The sequence below is a fragment of the Streptomyces sp. NPDC002884 genome, from assembly GCF_040295245.1.
Classification (GTDB): domain Bacteria; phylum Actinomycetota; class Actinomycetes; order Streptomycetales; family Streptomycetaceae; genus Streptomyces.
In genome coordinates, this window is the sequence record NZ_JBEOVB010000003.1 from 246808 (window position 1) to 261916 (window position 15109).

General features: G+C 72.9%; 12 protein-coding genes. 4 read left to right on the top strand and 8 right to left on the bottom strand.

Going from position 1 to position 15109, the window contains the following annotated elements; all coding sequences use genetic code 11:
- Nucleotides 1–98: 98 nt before the first annotated feature.
- Nucleotides 99–2030 carry a glycosyltransferase family 2 protein gene (locus ABT070_RS08445; protein ID WP_351756541.1) on the top strand — a complete coding sequence of 644 codons (1932 nt, stop codon included), beginning with the start codon at nucleotides 99–101 and terminating at the stop codon, nucleotides 2028–2030.
- A gap of 4 nt (nucleotides 2031–2034) precedes the next feature.
- Nucleotides 2035–2634 (top strand): dTDP-4-dehydrorhamnose 3,5-epimerase, encoded by a 600-nt coding sequence (gene rfbC / locus ABT070_RS08450; RefSeq protein ID WP_351756544.1) that lies wholly within the window; start codon nucleotides 2035–2037, stop codon nucleotides 2632–2634.
- Here the strand turns inward: rfbC and ABT070_RS08455 are convergent.
- The 7 genes from ABT070_RS08455 to ABT070_RS08485 form a co-directional block, all read right to left on the bottom strand.
- On the bottom strand, nucleotides 2624–3427 hold the full coding sequence (locus ABT070_RS08455; protein ID WP_351756547.1) for a class I SAM-dependent methyltransferase: 804 nt from the start codon (nucleotides 3425–3427) through the stop codon (nucleotides 2624–2626). The two genes, rfbC and ABT070_RS08455, sit on opposite strands and share 11 nt — an antisense overlap.
- Nucleotides 3414–4322 carry a dTDP-4-dehydrorhamnose reductase gene (gene rfbD / locus ABT070_RS08460; protein ID WP_351756550.1) on the bottom strand — a complete coding sequence of 303 codons (909 nt, stop codon included), beginning with the start codon at nucleotides 4320–4322 and terminating at the stop codon, nucleotides 3414–3416. Before rfbD ends, ABT070_RS08455 begins: the two co-directional genes overlap by 14 nt.
- Nucleotides 4319–5287 (bottom strand): dTDP-glucose 4,6-dehydratase, encoded by a 969-nt coding sequence (gene rfbB, locus ABT070_RS08465; protein WP_351756553.1) that lies wholly within the window; start codon nucleotides 5285–5287, stop codon nucleotides 4319–4321. Before rfbB ends, rfbD begins: the two co-directional genes overlap by 4 nt.
- The gene (locus tag ABT070_RS08470; protein ID WP_351756556.1) at nucleotides 5284–6351 is read right to left on the bottom strand and encodes a glucose-1-phosphate thymidylyltransferase; all 1068 of its coding nucleotides are present in this window, start codon (nucleotides 6349–6351) and stop codon (nucleotides 5284–5286) included. Before ABT070_RS08470 ends, rfbB begins: the two co-directional genes overlap by 4 nt.
- Before the next feature lie 67 nt (nucleotides 6352–6418).
- A complete protein-coding gene (locus tag ABT070_RS08475; RefSeq protein WP_351756559.1) occupies nucleotides 6419–6601 on the bottom strand; it encodes a hypothetical protein in 183 nt (60 codons plus the stop codon).
- The gene (locus tag ABT070_RS08480; RefSeq protein ID WP_351756562.1) at nucleotides 6598–6936 is read right to left on the bottom strand and encodes a DUF6479 family protein; all 339 of its coding nucleotides are present in this window, start codon (nucleotides 6934–6936) and stop codon (nucleotides 6598–6600) included. Before ABT070_RS08480 ends, ABT070_RS08475 begins: the two co-directional genes overlap by 4 nt.
- 51 nt (nucleotides 6937–6987) lie before the next feature.
- Nucleotides 6988–9498 (bottom strand): SpoIIE family protein phosphatase, encoded by a 2511-nt coding sequence (locus ABT070_RS08485; RefSeq protein WP_351756565.1) that lies wholly within the window; start codon nucleotides 9496–9498, stop codon nucleotides 6988–6990.
- Nucleotides 9499–10111: 613 nt separating this feature from the next.
- Between ABT070_RS08485 and ABT070_RS08490 the strand changes: the two genes are divergently transcribed.
- Nucleotides 10112–12268, top strand: a complete 2157-nt coding sequence (locus ABT070_RS08490; RefSeq protein ID WP_351756568.1) for a SpoIIE family protein phosphatase — start codon at nucleotides 10112–10114, stop codon at nucleotides 12266–12268.
- Between the two features lie 72 nt (nucleotides 12269–12340).
- Here the strand turns inward: ABT070_RS08490 and ABT070_RS08495 are convergent, their stop codons facing one another.
- On the bottom strand, nucleotides 12341–13834 hold the full coding sequence (locus ABT070_RS08495; protein WP_351756571.1) for a S1 family peptidase: 1494 nt from the start codon (nucleotides 13832–13834) through the stop codon (nucleotides 12341–12343).
- Between the two features lie 1024 nt (nucleotides 13835–14858).
- Here ABT070_RS08495 and ABT070_RS08500 point away from each other — a divergent pair.
- Nucleotides 14859–15074: a type A2 lantipeptide gene (locus ABT070_RS08500; RefSeq protein ID WP_351756574.1), complete on the top strand. Its 216-nt coding sequence runs from the start codon at nucleotides 14859–14861 to the stop codon at nucleotides 15072–15074.
- The last annotated feature ends 35 nt before the right edge of the window (nucleotides 15075–15109 follow it).

A 15109-nucleotide genomic window follows, 5' to 3' on the forward strand; every position in this document is an offset into this window, starting at 1 on the left:
GCGGCGGGGTTAGCATCGGGCCACGCGCACCCTCCGTCCCGCGCACGGCAGAGCGATCCAGCACGGCAGAGCGATCCAGCAAGGGGGCCAGGAGCCCGATGCCGGTCAAGGTCAGCGTCATCGTCCCCGTCTACAACCCCGGTCCCTACATCGAGGACTGTCTCGCCTCGCTGCTGAGACAGTCGCTCCCGCCGGACGAGTACGAAGTGATCTTCGTCGACGACGGCTCCACCGACGCCACCCCCGCCCTCCTCGACGCGGCCGCCGCCGAGGACCCCCGGATCCGGGTCCTCCACCAGGAGAACTCCGGCTGGGCGGGCAGGCCCCGCAACGTCGGCATCGACGCCTCCCGGGGCGAGTACGTCATGTTCGTCGACAACGACGACCACCTCGGCGACGAGGCCCTGGAGCGGATGTACGCCTACGGGGTCGCGAACGACGCCGACGTCGTCGTGGGCAAGATGGCCGGCAAGGGGCGCTCGGTGCCGGTGGAGCTGTTCCGCACCAACCGCCCGCACGCCACCGTCGAGAACGCGCCGCTGATCGACAGCCTCACCCCGCACAAGATGGTCCGCCGGGCGTTCCTGGACCGCACCGGCCTGCGTTTTCCCGAGGGGCGGCGCCGGCTGGAGGACCATGTCTTCGTCACCGAGGCCTATCTGCGCGCGGACAACGTCTCGGTGCTCAGCGACTACGTCTGCTACTACCACGTCCGGCGCGACGACGCCGCGAACGCGGGCTTCCGGCGGTTCGAACCGGTGGGGTACTTCAAGAACCTCCGGGAGGCCCTCGACGTCGTCGAGCGGTACACCGAGCCGGGCGCGCTGCGCGACAGGCTGTTCCGGCGGTGGCTGCGTGTGGAGATGGTCGAGCGGCTGCGCGGCAGACGCTTCCTCGGCCTGCCCGAGGACTACCGCAGGGAGCTGTTCGAGGAGATCCACGGGGTGGTCGTCGAGCGGTTCGGGCCCGGTGTCGCGGCACCGCTCCAGCCCAGCCAGCGGGTCGTCGCCGCGCTGGCCGCCGACGGCCGGTACGACGACGTCGTCGCGTTCGCGGAGTGGGAGGCGGGCGTCGCGCTCGCCGTCGACCCGGAGGACGTCACCTGGCAGGGCGGCGTTCTGCGGTTCACCTTCGCCGCCGAGCTGACGCACGACGGCGGGCCGATGACCTTCCCGTCCGCCGGGGGTTCCCCGCAGTGGCCGCCGCGGGACGTCGCCGAGGCGGTCCGGTGGCTGGGCACGGACACCGTGGGCCGGTTCGACCGGGCCGTGCCCGACCTGCTGCTGCGGGAGCGGGCCAGCTCGGCGCAGTACTTCCAGCCGGTGGACGTGGTCCGCGAGACGGTCCCGGCCGGCGACGGCAGCCAGGTGCGGCTCGTCCTGCGGGCGACCGCCACCATCGATCCCGCCACCGCGCTCAGCGGCGGTCCGGCGGGCGAGGGGCTGTGGGACGTGTACGTGCGCGTCGGTCTGGGCGGCTGGACGAAGGAGCTGCGGCTGGGCCCGGCGCCCCGCCACGGCCGTCCCGTCCCGACCGCCGGGGTGGTCGCGGGGCGCGTGGTGCTGCCGTACTGGACCGACCGGTACGCGAGCCTCGCGCTGGACGTCGGCCACGCGGGCAAGCGGCTGGGCCTGGGCCGCGTGGCGGCCGGGGACGTCTCCCTGGCGGAGGACCGGCTCCATGTGGCCCTGCCGCTGCACGTGCCCGAGGCCACCGATGTGCTGCTGCGGCTGACGGGGGCGAAGTCCGGCGGCTCCCACGAGGTCTTCGGGACGCTCTCGCCGGGCGGCCGGCTTGCGGCCGTCCTGCCGGTCGGCGACCTGCTGGGCGGGACCTGGCTGACGACGGTGTGCCTCACCCCGGACGCGGACCCGGCGCGCTTCCACCCGCTGCCCTTCGCCCTGCACGTCGCGTCGGACGGTGTCGTCGTGGTGCCGGCGCCGCAGCCCGCCGGTGCGCGACGGCTGGCCCGCAGGGTGCGCCGGGCGCTGTACCGGGCACTGCAGAGCATCACGCCCCGGAGGAGGTGACGGCATGCGGCCACTGGACATCGAGGGTGCCTGGGTGCTGGAGCCCAAGGTCTTCCCCGACGGGCGGGGCAGCTTCCACGAGTGGTACCGGACCCCGGAGTTCCGGGCGGCCACCGGGTACGACCTGGAACTCGCCCAGGCCAACTGCTCGGTCTCCCGCCGGGGCGTGCTGCGCGGGGTCCATTTCTCGGACGTGCCGCCGGGACAGGCCAAGTACGTCACCTGTGTCCGCGGGGCGGTGCTCGACGTGGTCGTCGACCTGCGGGTGGGCTCACCCCGGTTCGGGCGGTGGGAGGCGGTCCGGCTGGACGACGACACCCGGCACGCGGTGTTCCTCGCCGAGGGCCTCGGCCACGCCTTCCTGGCCCTCACCGACGAGGCCACCGTGGTCTACCTCTGCTCGACCGGGTACGCGCCCGAGCACGAGCACGGGGTGCACCCGCTCGACCCGGCGCTGGGCATCGAATGGCCGCGGGGCGTGGAGCCCGTGCTGTCGCCGAAGGACGCGCGGGCTCCGTCGCTGGCCGGGGCGCAGGCGTCGGGGCTGCTGCCGTCGTACGCCTCCTGCCAGGAGCGCTACCGGGAGCTGAGGATCAGCGGCTGACCGCCGCCCGCTCCAGCGCCCCGCGCAGCGGCTCCCAGCCCCGGGAGCGGTCGAGGCCCCGGTTGCGGGCCCGTACGAGGGGCTTCCAGAAGCCCGCCCGCAGCAGGGTCTCGGGCCGCACCGCGCGCACCCGTTCCAGGACCGCCTCGGGGACCTTCTGCGGGTCGGGGACGTCGAACTCGGCGATGATCTCGTGGTACTTCTCGCGCAGCACGGGGTTGCGGGGGTCCGCGCCGAAGACGACGAGCTGTCCGGTCGGCTGGGTGTCGACGGGGACGGCCACCAGGTCGGGGCGGTAGCGGGACAGGATCTCGACGATCTTGTAGACGTCGCCGGTCCAGGCGGTGGTGTGCCGGTCACGGGCGGCCTCGTCGACGCTGCGCGGCAGCATGTCGTCGAAGACGATCACGCTGGACCAGTCGGAGTGCTTCTCGATGTTGATGAAGTCGCGCAGCGCGTACTCGAACAGGTGCATGCCGTCGATGAAGGACAGGTCGAGGGTGGTGCGGCGCCAGTGGCCGAGGGGGTGGCGGCCCCGGGCGAGGTTGCGCACCGGGTGGCGGCCGCCCTTCAGGTGGGCCAGGGGATTGCGGCGGGCGAAGAAGTCGTCGCTGGTGGCCTTCACCAGGTGGACGTCGCAGCGGATCTCCGAGGTCACCTTGAACGCGGGGTCGACCGCGATGCTGGGCACCCGGGACAGCCGCAGGCTGCGGCCGTCGTTGACGCCGATCTCCAGGTAGTTGCGGTTGGCGGTGGCCTTGTGCAGTTCCCGCAGGAACTCATGGCGTTTCACGAAGGGACTCCTTGAGGGACACCGTGTCGAAGGACGCCTTGCGGATCGGTGGAAGCGCCTGCCCCAGGGCGGCGCGCCAGTCCCGGGGCGGTGACAGGCCCACCTCCTGCCAGCGGTCGTGCGCCAGGACGCTGTAGGCCGGCCGGGGCGCGGGCCGGGGAAAGGCGTCGCCGGTGGTGGGGCGCACCCGGTCCGGGTCGGCGTCCACCGAGCGGAACACCTCGCGGGCCAGGTCGTACCAGGTGGCCTCGCCGGCCGCGGTGGCGTGGAAGACGCCCGTCGCGCCGCGGCCGACCTTCGGTCCCAGGTCGGCGATGCGGGCGGCGACGTCCGCGCTCCAGGTGGGCTGGCCGCGCTGGTCGTCGACGACGTCGACGGTGTCGCGGCGGGTCTCCAGTTCCAGCATCGTGCGGACGAAGCTGCGGCCGTGGACGCCGTAGAGCCAGGCGGTGCGCACGATCACGCCGGCGTCGGGGAGCGCGGCCAGGACGGCGCGTTCGCCGGCCAGCTTGGTGCGGCCGTAGGCGGTGCGGGGGGACGGCGGATGGTCCTCGCGGTAGGGGGCGCGGGCCGTGCCGTCGAAGACGTAGTCCGTGGAGACGTGGACCAGACGGGCGGCGTGCGCGGCGCAGGCGGCGGCGAGCAGCCGGGGCCCCTCGCCGTTGACCAGCAGCGCGCGGGCCTCGTCGGTCTCGGCGTCGTCGACGGCCGTGTAGGCGGCGCAGTTGACCACCAGGTCGGGTTGGTGCGCGGCGAACGCCCGGGCCACGGAGGCGGGCCGGGTGATGTCCAGGCCGGTGCGGTCGAGGCCGGTCACGTCCTCGCCGCGCCGGGCGAGTTCATCCACCGTGTCCCGGCCGAGCATCCCGCCCGCGCCGGTGACGAGCCATCTCATGGCATCCGCGCTTCGCGTTTCAGGGGTTCCCACCAGTCGCGGTGGTCCCGGTACCAGGCGACCGTCTCGGCGAGACCGGCCGCGAAGTCGTGGCGGGGCCGGTAGCCCAGCTCGGTGCGGGCCTTCGTCCAGTCCACGCAGTAGCGCAGGTCGTGGCCCTTGCGGTCCTCGACGTACTCGACCCGGTCCCAGTCGGCCCCGCAGGCGTCGAGGAGCAGACCGGTCAGTTCGCGGTTGCTCAGCTGGGTGCCGCCGCCGATGTTGTGGACCTCGCCGGGGCGGCCCTTCGTGCGGACGAGGTCGACGGCCTCGCAGTGGTCCTCGACGTGCAGCCAGTCGCGGACGTTGCGACCGTCGCCGTAGAGGGGTACCTGTTCGCCGTCCAGGAGGTTGGTGACGAACAGCGGGATCAGCTTCTCGGGGAACTGGTGGGGGCCGTAGTTGTTGGAGCAGCGGGTGACGCGGACGTCCAGGCCGTGGGTGCGGTGGTAGGAGAGGGCGATCAGGTCGGAGGAGGCCTTCGAGGCGGCGTACGGGGAGTTGGGCCGCAGCGGGTGGTCCTCGGTCCAGGCGCCGGTCTCGATGGAGCCGTACACCTCGTCGGTGGAGACGTGCACGAACGGGCCGACGCCGTGCCGCAGGGCCGCGTCGAGCAGCGTCTGGGTGCCGAGGACGTTGGTGCGGACGAAGGTGCCCGCGCCGTCGATGGAACGGTCGACGTGGGACTCGGCGGCGAAGTGGACGACCTGGTCGGCGGCGGCCGTCACCTTGTCGACGAGGCCGGCGTCGCAGATGTCGCCGTGCACGAAGTCCAGCCGGGGGTGCCCGGCCGGCAGGTTGGTGCGGCTGCCCGCGTAGGTGAGCTTGTCCAGAACGGTGACGCGCACGTCCGGGTCGCGGGCCAGCAGGCCGCGTACGTACGTGGAGCCGATGAATCCGGCGGCCCCGGTGACGAGGAGGTTCATGTGTGGATCTGTACCTTGCTGTGGTCGCCGAGGACCAGCCGGTGGGCGCTGGACACGCCGGTCGCCGGGGTGACCTCGACATGCCGGCCGATCAGGGAGTTCTCGATGCGGCCCACTCCGTCGATGGAGGAGTCGCGCAGCACGATGGAGAACTCCAGCTCGCTGTCGGTGATCCGGCAGTTCTCGCCGACGGAGGTGAAGGGGCCGACGTAGGAGTCGCGGACCTCGCTGCCGGCGCCGAGGACGACGGGCCCGACCAGGCGGGAGTTCACCACCCGGGCGCCGGCCTCGACGACGACCCGGCCGACCGTCTCGGAGGCCTCGTCGACCTCGCCGTCGATCCGGCGCTCGACGCCCTCCAGCACGGTCCGGTTGACCTCCAGCATGTCGACGACGTTCCCGGTGTCCTTCCAGTAGCCCTTGATGATCGTGGAGCGCACCCGGGCGCCCGTGTCGATGAGCCGCTGGACGGCGTCGGTGATCTCCAGCTCGCCGCGCCGGGACGGCTCGATGGCGCGTACGGCGTCGTGGATGGCGGCCGTGAAGAGGTACACGCCGACCAGGGCCAGGTCGCTCTTGGGGTGCGCGGGCTTCTCCTCGAGGCCGACGACCTGTCCCGCGGGGCCGAGTTCGGCGACGCCGAAGGCGCGGGGGTCGGGGACCCGGGTGAGCAGGATCTGGGCGTCGGGCCGGGTTCTGCGGAACTCGTCGACGAGGTCGGTGATGCCGCCGACGATGAAGTTGTCGCCGAGGTACATCACGAAGTCGTCCTCACCGAGGAACTCACGGGCGACGATCACCGCGTGGGCGAGCCCGAGGGGCCTGTCCTGCGGGATGTAGGTGATGTCCAGCCCGAACCGGGAGCCGTCGCCGACGGCCTCCCGGATCTCCTGCGCGGTGTCACCGACGATCACACCGACCTCGGTGACGCCGGCGGCGGCGATGGACTCCAGGCCGTAGAAGAGCACGGCCTTGTTGGCGACCGGCACGAGCTGCTTGGCCGAGGTGTGGGTGATCGGCCGCAGTCGTGTCCCGGCGCCGCCGGACAGCACGAGAGCCTTCATCAGCGTCACTCCAGCCCCGGTCGCCCGGCCGCAACCGATTCATTCGCGCAGACGCACCGTCTGCCGGTCAGTCCTCACCCCTGACAATGTTCCATTCCGCGCCGGACTGCATCCCGACGACCGCCCCGGGGACGGCGACGGCCGCCAGGCAGGTACGCGGAGCGGCCGCTGCGCGGCGCAGCCGGCGGGCCCTGGCCCAGCCGGTCTCGGCCCGGCGGACCGCCGGTTTCTCGTCGAGGCGCCCGGTCACGACTGCTCGTCCCAACGGGGGCGGCGCTGGTCGGTGCTGTCCCGGGTGCCGGTGGGCCGCAGTTCGTGCGGGGAGAGGCGTTCGCTCCCGTCCGTCGCCCGGGGCATCTCGTTGGGCTCCCGGGCCCGACGCGTCTCGTGGGCCGGGCCGGAGCCGGGCCTGCGCGGCTGTTCGTGCGGCTTCGGAGGCGCGGGCTCGCGGGCCCGGACCTTGACACCGAGCCGGAAGGCCCAGATCAGACCGCCGACGAGCACGATCCCGACGGCGATGAAGACGACGGTGGCCAGCACGGACTTTCCGGATGCCGCGAGAAGGGCGGAGGCGAAGGTGTCCATGGGCGGGCGGGTACCCCGTCCGTACTCCGGGACACCTGGCGGGTCGGCGGGTCAGTGTTCCAGCGCCAGCTCGCTCCACACCTGCTTGCCGCCGCTGACCGGTACCGTCCCCCAGGCGTCGGACATGGCCTCGACGAGGAGGATGCCCCGGCCGCCGGTGGCCTCCCAGCCCAGGCTGGTCGGCTTGACGGGGGTGCGGGGCGAGGCGTCGGTGACGGCGACGCGCAGCCGGCGGTCGATCAGCACGATGTCGAGGCGGACCCGGCCGTCGGTGTGCACCAGGGCGTTGGTCACCAGTTCGGAGACGACCAGCAGGGCGGTGTCCATGGCCTCGGCGGGCACACCCCAGGTGCGCAGGGTGCGCCGGGTGAAGCGGCGGGCCTGCCGGGCCGCCTCGGGCACCCGCCAGACCGTCCAGCCCTCGCGCAGGGGTTTGACGGCCATGCCGTCGTAGCGCATGAGGAGCAGGGCCACGTCGTCGCCGCGGTGGGCGTTGCCGAGCAGGGCGTCGGCGACGAGGCCGAGGTGGGCGGGGTCGGACACGGCCAGTTCGTGGGCGAGGCGGCCCAGGCCGGTGTCGATGTCCATCTCGGCGGACTCCACGAGTCCGTCCGTGGTCAGGGCGACGACGGTGCCGGGCAGCAGCCGCAGCGGGGTCATCGGGAACTCGGCCCGGGTCACGACCCCGAGGGGCGGGCCGCCGTCCGTCTCGGCGATCTCGGTCGATCCGTCCGGGTGGCGCAGGACGGGCGGCGGGTGCCCGGCCCGTACGCACCAGGCGGTGCCCTCCTCCATGTCGACGTCGACATAGCAGCAGGTGACGAAGAGGTCGGTCTCCAGCTCCATCAGAAGCCGGTTGGAGTGGGAGACCACGACGTCCGGCGGGTGGCCCTCGGCCGCGTAGGCGCGCAGAGCCGTGCGCATCTGGCCCATGAGGGTGGCGGCACCCGCGCTGTGTCCCTGGACGTCGCCGATGACGAGGGCGACGTGATGGTCGGACAGCGGGATGACGTCGTACCAGTCGCCGCCCACCTCGAGGCCTGCGGTGGCCGGCAGGTAGCGGGCGACGGCGACGGCGCCGGGGAGTGCCGGCAGGCGGCGCGGGAGCAGCTGCCGCTGGAGCATGCCGACGAGTTCGTGCTCGGCGTCGAAGGCGCGGGCGCGGGTCAGGGCCTGACCTGCGAGGCCGGCGGAGGCGGTGAGCAGGGCGCGTTCGTCGGGGCCGAAGTCGTGCGGCTCGTCCCAGCCGATGAGGCAGACGCCGGCCATGCGTCCTCCGGCGGACAGCGGCAGGACGGCGAGGCCGCCGGGGCCGACCTCGGCGAGGGCCGGTTCCAGGGCGGTTCCGGCGGGCCAGATCCGGGCGCGGCCCTCGCGCAGGGCGGCGGCGAGGGTGGGCATGGCGCGCACGGGCGCGTCCGGCCACTCGGCGCGCCACTCCAGCTGCCACAGCTCGGGCCAGGACTCGGGCTCGGGCGGGTCGAGGACGGTGACGACGAGCCGGTCGTTCTCCAGTTCGGCGAGCGCGATCCGGTCGGCCCGCAGCGGCTTGCGCAGCGCGGCCACGACGGCCTGCCCGACGTCCCTGACGGTGCCCGCCGTGGCGAGCGCGGCGGCCAGCCGCTGGACGCGGGCGACGTCGGTGACCTCGCCGCGCAGGGTGGAGGCGTCGGTGACGGTGCCGACGAGCCGCGCCGGCCGGCCGTTGCCGGGCAGCAGCCGGCCGCGCAGCCTGAGCCACCTCGGCGGCCCGGCGGGCTGCAGGACACGGAACTCCAGCTCGCGCTCGCCGATCGACATGTGACCGGCCTCGACGACGGACATCAGCGAGGGCAGGTCCTCGGGGACGGTGAGCCCGAGGAGCGTCTCGACCCGGCCGTCGAACCGGTCCCGGCTCACCCCGAACAGCTCCAGGATCGCGTCGCCCACCTCGACCCGGCCGGTGTCCATGGCCAGGCTGAAGGCGTCGGGGCGCAGTTCCTCGTCCTCGGCGGGGACGGCCGGGGCGGGGACGGCCGGGACGGGCACGGAGGGAACGGGCACGGACGGGACGGGCACGGACGGGACGGGCACGGTCACGGCCTCGGCGACGAGCTCCAGGCAGACCCGCTCGTCGGCGCCGAAGCCACCGGGGCGCTCGCTCACGGCCAGCAGACAGCCGCCCGTGCCGCCGTGCAGGGGCAGGACGGCCAGGTGGACGTCCCGGGTGGGCATCCGCCGCGCCTCGGCGCAGTCGGCGAGCTCCGCCGGGCCCAGCCACACCGGCCGTCCGGCACGGTGGGCGTCGACGGCCGGCGAGTGGCCGTCGAGCGGGTAGCTCTCGCGCAGTCCGTACAGGGTCCTCGGGACGCCGGCCGAAGCGACCAGGCGGAGCAGGTCGCCGTCCCCGCCGGGCGTGTACACCGCGGCGAGGGCCGCGCCCGCGAAGACGAGTGCCTGTTCGAGCGTGCGCCTCACCCGTTCGTGGGAGGCGGGATCGGCTGTGATCGTTTTGAGCGCGATTTCGGCACGCAAGGGCCCCGTTCTGCGCTCCGCGGCACCCTCACTGACCACGTCCGCCATTACAGCGCCAAAGGTGCCCCCGCGCAGCCCCTGTGGCCGTTTCGCGAGGGCGGCGAGTGGTACGGGCACCGGCCGCGCTAGAGCAGACGCGGCGGCACCAGGCCGCCGCCGCCCCGCAGGCACAAGTCGCCCAGCGGGGGGAGACCGTGTTCGTCCGAGCAGTCGAGATCCGCAGCGCACACGTCCGGTCGCACCGCCCCGACGCGGCCCGCCGCGCTGCGCCAGGGGACGTCGTCCACCCGGAGATCGGGTTCCCGGGACAGCCATTGCGCGAGGACCGATCTGACCGGACACGCGTCGTGCACCAGAAGTACCCGGATCACTGTGCCCCTTCAGCTCTTGCCGTACGCGGGTTCCGTCGTGTTGTCCGTGGTGTTGAACGCGTGCCCATTCTTCGGCTCCGGGACCTTTTCTCAGCGCGAAGATCCGGCCATCGGGATGCGCGGGGGCGCACGCGAAGCGCCCGGGGGCCGCCGCGCGCTTCGACCGAGGGGGCATGGGAGTGGTCCGACGGGGTACGGGGCGGCCCCCGGCGGGCGCGTCGCTCGCCGTGCGCACCGGGCCGCCAGGGGGCAGATTTGGACCCGAAGCTCGCGCGGCGCCGGGCGAGGAGGTGGTCGCCGTGTCGGACGGGCAGATGTCGTCCGGTCAGGCACCTGCGGCCGTATGGGCGCCGGTCGGCCAGCCGCTGCTCTCCCTGGCGCTGACGTCGATGATGGACGCGGTCGGGGCGCACTCGGGCGCCGTGTACCTGCGGCCGGGCGACGAGCCGCTGCTGGAGATGGCGGTGGTGGCGGGGCTGCCCCGGTCCTTCGCGGCGCCCTGGGAGCGGGTGGGGCTGAGCGCGCCGATCCCGGTCGCCGAGGCGGTGCGCGAGCGGCGGCTGGTGTGGGTGGGCGGGGTGGAGGACATGGCCCGCCGCTATCCGCGGATCGCCGTGGTGCTGCCCTATCCCTTCGCCCTGGCCGCGCTGCCCGTACTGACCGCGAACCGGGTGTACGGCGCGGTCTTCGTGACCTGGCCCGGCTCGCATCCGCCGGACCTCTCCGACCGGGAGCGCCGGGAGCTGACGACGTCCTGCGAGCGGCTGGCGCTGCGGCTGGAGCGTGCCGCGTCGAAGAACCGTTCGGTGCGGGCCGAGACCGATGTGCTGGACGTGGGCCCGCTGGGCGGTGCCGCCGACACGCTCGGCACGATCGAGGCGGCCCGGATGGTCGCGCGGCTGCCGTACGGGATGTGTTCGCTCGACGTGAGCGGGCGGGTCGGCTTCGCGAACCAGGCCGCCTGCGAACTGATCGGCGTCCCGGTGGGCGGGCTGCTGGGCTCGCAGCTGTGGGCGGCGGTCCCCTGGCTGAACGATCCCCTGTACGAGGAGCGCTACCGGGCCGCGCTGCTCAGCCAGGAGGCCACCTCGTTCGTGGCGCTGCGCCCGCCCTCGCAGTGGCTGTCGTTCCGCCTGTACCCGAGTACCACCGGGATCAGTGTGCGGATCAGCCGGGCCCGGGCGGTGTCGGAGATGAGCCCGACCGACGCCCGCTCGGAGGACGCGCCGACCCGGCTGGTGTCGATGTCACAGGCGCTGAGCATGGCCGGGGCGCTCACCGAGACGGTGAGCGTGCAGGACGTGGTGGGGCTGGTGGCGGACGAGATCGCGCCCGCGGTGGGCAGTCAGGCGCTGGCGCTGCTCGGCGCGCGGGCCGGCCGGCTGCACGTGCTCGGACACCACGGGTACCCCGACCCGCATCTCGTGGAGCGGTTCGACCGGACGCCGCTGTCCTCCCCCACGCCGGGCGCGCACGCGGTCGCCCACGGCGTACCGGCGTTCTTCGACTCCCGGGAGCACCTGGAGCGCCTGTACCCGTCCCGGCGCTCCTCCCCCGACGGCTTCGCCGCCTGGGCCTTCCTGCCGTTGATCGCTTCCGGCCGTCCGGTGGGGGCCTGTGTGCTCGCCTACGCCGAACCGCACGCGTTCTCCACGCACGAGCGTGCGGTGCTGACCAGCCTCGCCGGGCTGATCGCGCAGGCCCTGGACCGGGCTCTGCTCTACGACGTCAAACACCAGCTGGCGCACGGGCTGCAGGCGGCGCTGCTGCCGCACTCGCTGCCGCCGCTGGCCGGGATCGAGGCGACCGCCCGCTATCTGCCCGCCACCCGGGGCATGGAGATCGGCGGGGACTTCTACGACCTGGTGCCCTCGCAACCGCACGCGGCGGCCGTGATCGGGGACGTGCAGGGGCACAACGTGACCGCGGCCGGGCTGATGGGGCAGATCCGCACCGCCGTCCGCGCGTACACGACGGTGGGGCAGGAGCCCGGGGAGGTCATGCGCAGTACCAACCGGCTGCTGATCGATCTCGGCTCCGACCTGTTCGCGAGCTGTCTCTACCTGCGGCTGGATCCGGCCCGGGGGCGGGCCGTCATGGCCCGGGCCGGGCATCCCCCGCCGCTGCTGCGCCGGGCGGACGGCCGGGTGCGCGTCCTCGATCTCGCGGGCGGCCCGCTGCTGGGCATCGACGCCTCGGCCGTCTATCCGACGACGGAGGTCGAGCTGACCAACGGCTGTGTCCTCGCCCTGTACACCGACGGGCTCATCGAGACGCCGGGGGTGGACATCGAGGACGCGATCGCCGACCTGGGGCGGCGGCTCGGCGAGGCCGGGGACCGTCCGCTGGCGGAGCTGGCCGACGAACTGGTGGGGCCGTACGCGGTGGCGGACGAGCGGATGGACGATGTGGCGCTGCTGCTGCTGCGGGCGCGGGACGACGGCTGAGAGCCGTCGCCGGACGCGAACGTGAAACGGTCCGACCCCCGCCGGAGGGTCGGACCGTTCAGCTGATGCGGGTCAGTGCGACTCGGTCACACCCGAGCCGTCCTCCGCGCCGTTGTCGTTCTGGTCGTGGCCGCCCGCGTTCTCGTCCGCGCCGCCGTCGGCGTTCTCGTCCGCGCCGCCGACGATGGCCTCGCCGGTGTTGTCGTCGATACCGTCACCGTTCTCGTCCACCGCACCCGCGCCGGCTTCCTCGCCGCCGCCGACGATGGCCTCGCCGGTGTTGTCGTCGATACCGTCACCGTTCTCGTCCACCGCACCCGCGCCGGCCTCTTCGCCGCCGCCGACGATGGCCTCGCCGGTGTTGTCGTCGATACCGTCACCGTTCTCGTCCACCGCACCCGCGCCGGCTTCCTCGCCGCCGACCGCGTCACCGGCGCCGATGCCGCCGTCGCCGAGCGTCGCGCCGACCGCCTCGAGAGCGGTGGTCACCGGCTGGAAGAACGTCTCGCCGCCGACGGTGCAGTCACCGCTGCCGCCCGAGGTCAGGCCGATCGCGAGGCCGTCCTGGGTGAAGAGCGAGCCGCCGCTGTCGCCGGGCTCGGCGCAGACGTCCGTCTGGATGAGGCCCGTGACGGTGCCCTCGGGGTAGTTCACGGTGGCGTCGAGGCCGAGGACCTGACCGTCGTTGAGACCGGTGGTGCTGCCCATCCGGAATACCTGCGTGCCGACCGTCGCCTCGGCGGCCTGGGTGATCTGGAGGGTCTGGTCGCCGAGGTTGACCTCGCTCGCGGCCACGGTCGCGGGGTCGTCGTACTTCACGAGCGCGAAGTCGCCGTCCCCGGGGAAGGTCGCCTGGTCGACGGTGGCGATCGGCTCGCCGTCCTCGGAGTCGGCCCACTGCTCGGCCGCGACCCCGCAGTGACCGGCCGTCAGGAAGGCCGGGGAGCCGTCGCCCGCCGTCACGTTGAAGCCGAGGGAGCAGCGTGCCCCGCCGCCGAATATCGCGTCGCCGCCGGCCACCTTCGTCGTGAAGGTACCGGCCGACTTCTGGATCGTCGCCATGCCCGAGCCGAGGGTCTTGACGGTCGACTCGATCCGGTCCCACTTGCTGCCGGTGACCGTGGAGTCGGCGGTGACGAGGATCTTGTTCGTCTTCGGGTCGACGGCCCACGCGGTGCCCGTGATGGTCGCCTCGGTCTTCAGCGTCTTGGCCGCCGCCTCGAGTTCGGCCGTGCTGTTCTCGACCTCGCGGACCTTGGCTCCCGCCTTCTTCGCCTGCACGATGACGTTGTTCTCGTCGCCGGAGACGTTGATGACGTTGACGACGAGTTGCTGGCCCTCGCTGTCGTAGTAGGAACCGGCGAAGGCGTCACCGAGCAGCTTCTCGAGCTGGGCCGCGAGATCCGAGGCGTCGCCCGCCTTGAGGGTCTTCACCGAGGCGGCGTCGTTGGAACCGCCGTCCTGGGAGGCGTTGGCCTGGGGAAGCAGGATGGCCGCCGCTCCGAGCGCCGCCACACCGCCTGCCGCGATGATGGCCTTGCGCTTCGTAACTCGCTTGTGACTCAAAAAACTCGACCTCCTGGGGGACGGGGTCTGGCTGCCGGGGTTCGGCAGCTCCGTACAGCGGCGCCTGGTTGGCCATGAGTACGCAGGGGTCGTGGGGTCTGTTCAATCGCGTTTGCCAACTTCCTTTGCTCAAACGTGAATCGGCCATGACCGGGGGCCGACCCCGCGACCGCGGGAACAATCGCCCATATGACGACGACGACCGCCGTGGCCGACAAGATCCTTTCGGTCGACCCGGCGCCCGGGAGCCGGCTCCCGGCTCGTTCGCCGAAGTCGTCGACGAACGCCGCCGGTTCGGAGTTCTCCCTGGTCACAGATACCGGAGCGGGAGGGTGGGGGCTCTGGGGGCAGGTGCCGGCGGCGGCCACGGACACGGTTGCCGCGATCGTCGTGCCGGCCGTCCGAGGGATCCCGGAAGAAGGAAGACGGCGCGCAGGCCGACTTCGTTCCGGCGGGCGGTGACCGATTCGGATGTCCTGAACCGAGCGGTACGGAGGGAGCCGGGTCCCCGAAAGCGCTTGCCGACCTGTGCGCCAGCTATGTGCCTCCCGAACGGGCCACCCCTCGGGCGGCACTTCTCGTGGTCGGGCGGTCACGTTCCGTTCAGCGCCGGGGACTGAATCCCCACTGCCGAGAATCTGCACAGCGAATGCCCAAGCGGGCCACCGCGGGCAGGGGTTCTGCACAACTGCTGGGCGCTCGGCACGCCTTTGGGGCGGGAGTGTCGGATTCGCCGCGAGACCGCCGGACGCTCATCGGAGCGGTTCCCGCCCATGCTGTGAAGAAGTCGCCGACAAGCGGTGGGCGCGCCTGCACCGTTTCCTGCTCCCGTGGCACAAGTTCCCAGGTGAACGCGGTGATTGATTGGCTGCGCCGACCGCGGACCTGCTTTGATCCATCGCACCGCAGGGTCATCGCGGTCTCCCGGAAACGGGTGCCCGGTGCCCGTGCTCGCGGCCGTCATCTGTCCCCAGAGGGGGCCGCTCCCCCCTTATGAGATATCCATGTGAAGGGAAGTTCCACCATGAACTCCACCCCCCAGGTTGAGACCGTCGAGATCTCCGACGCCGAGCTGGACAACGTCTCCGGCGGTCTGTCCCTGAACGCCGTCGGCACCGTCACCGGCCTGGTGGACGGCATTGCCCCGGTCTCCGGCCTGCTCAACACGGCCGTCGGCACCGTCGAGGGTGTCACCGGCCTCAACACGGCGCCGGTCACCGGTCTGGTCGCCGGTCTCTGACCGCACCTTTCGTGATCCCTTCGAGTCCCGGAGCC

Excerpts from the sequence above, each read along its gene's own strand:
- ABT070_RS08445 (WP_351756541.1), top strand. The coding sequence starts at position 99 with ATGCCGGTCAAGGTCAGCGTCATCGTCCCCGTCTACAACCCCGGTCCC.
- rfbC (WP_351756544.1), top strand. The coding sequence starts at position 2,035 with ATGCGGCCACTGGACATCGAGGGTGCCTGGGTGCTGGAGCCCAAGGTC.
- rfbD (WP_351756550.1), bottom strand. The coding sequence starts at position 4,322 with ATGAGATGGCTCGTCACCGGCGCGGGCGGGATGCTCGGCCGGGACACG.
- rfbB (WP_351756553.1), bottom strand. The coding sequence starts at position 5,287 with ATGAACCTCCTCGTCACCGGGGCCGCCGGATTCATCGGCTCCACGTAC.
- ABT070_RS08470 (WP_351756556.1), bottom strand. The coding sequence starts at position 6,351 with ATGAAGGCTCTCGTGCTGTCCGGCGGCGCCGGGACACGACTGCGGCCG.
- ABT070_RS08480 (WP_351756562.1), bottom strand. The coding sequence starts at position 6,936 with ATGGACACCTTCGCCTCCGCCCTTCTCGCGGCATCCGGAAAGTCCGTG.
- ABT070_RS08485 (WP_351756565.1), bottom strand. The coding sequence starts at position 9,498 with ATGGCGGACGTGGTCAGTGAGGGTGCCGCGGAGCGCAGAACGGGGCCC.
- ABT070_RS08500 (WP_351756574.1), top strand. The coding sequence starts at position 14,859 with ATGAACTCCACCCCCCAGGTTGAGACCGTCGAGATCTCCGACGCCGAG.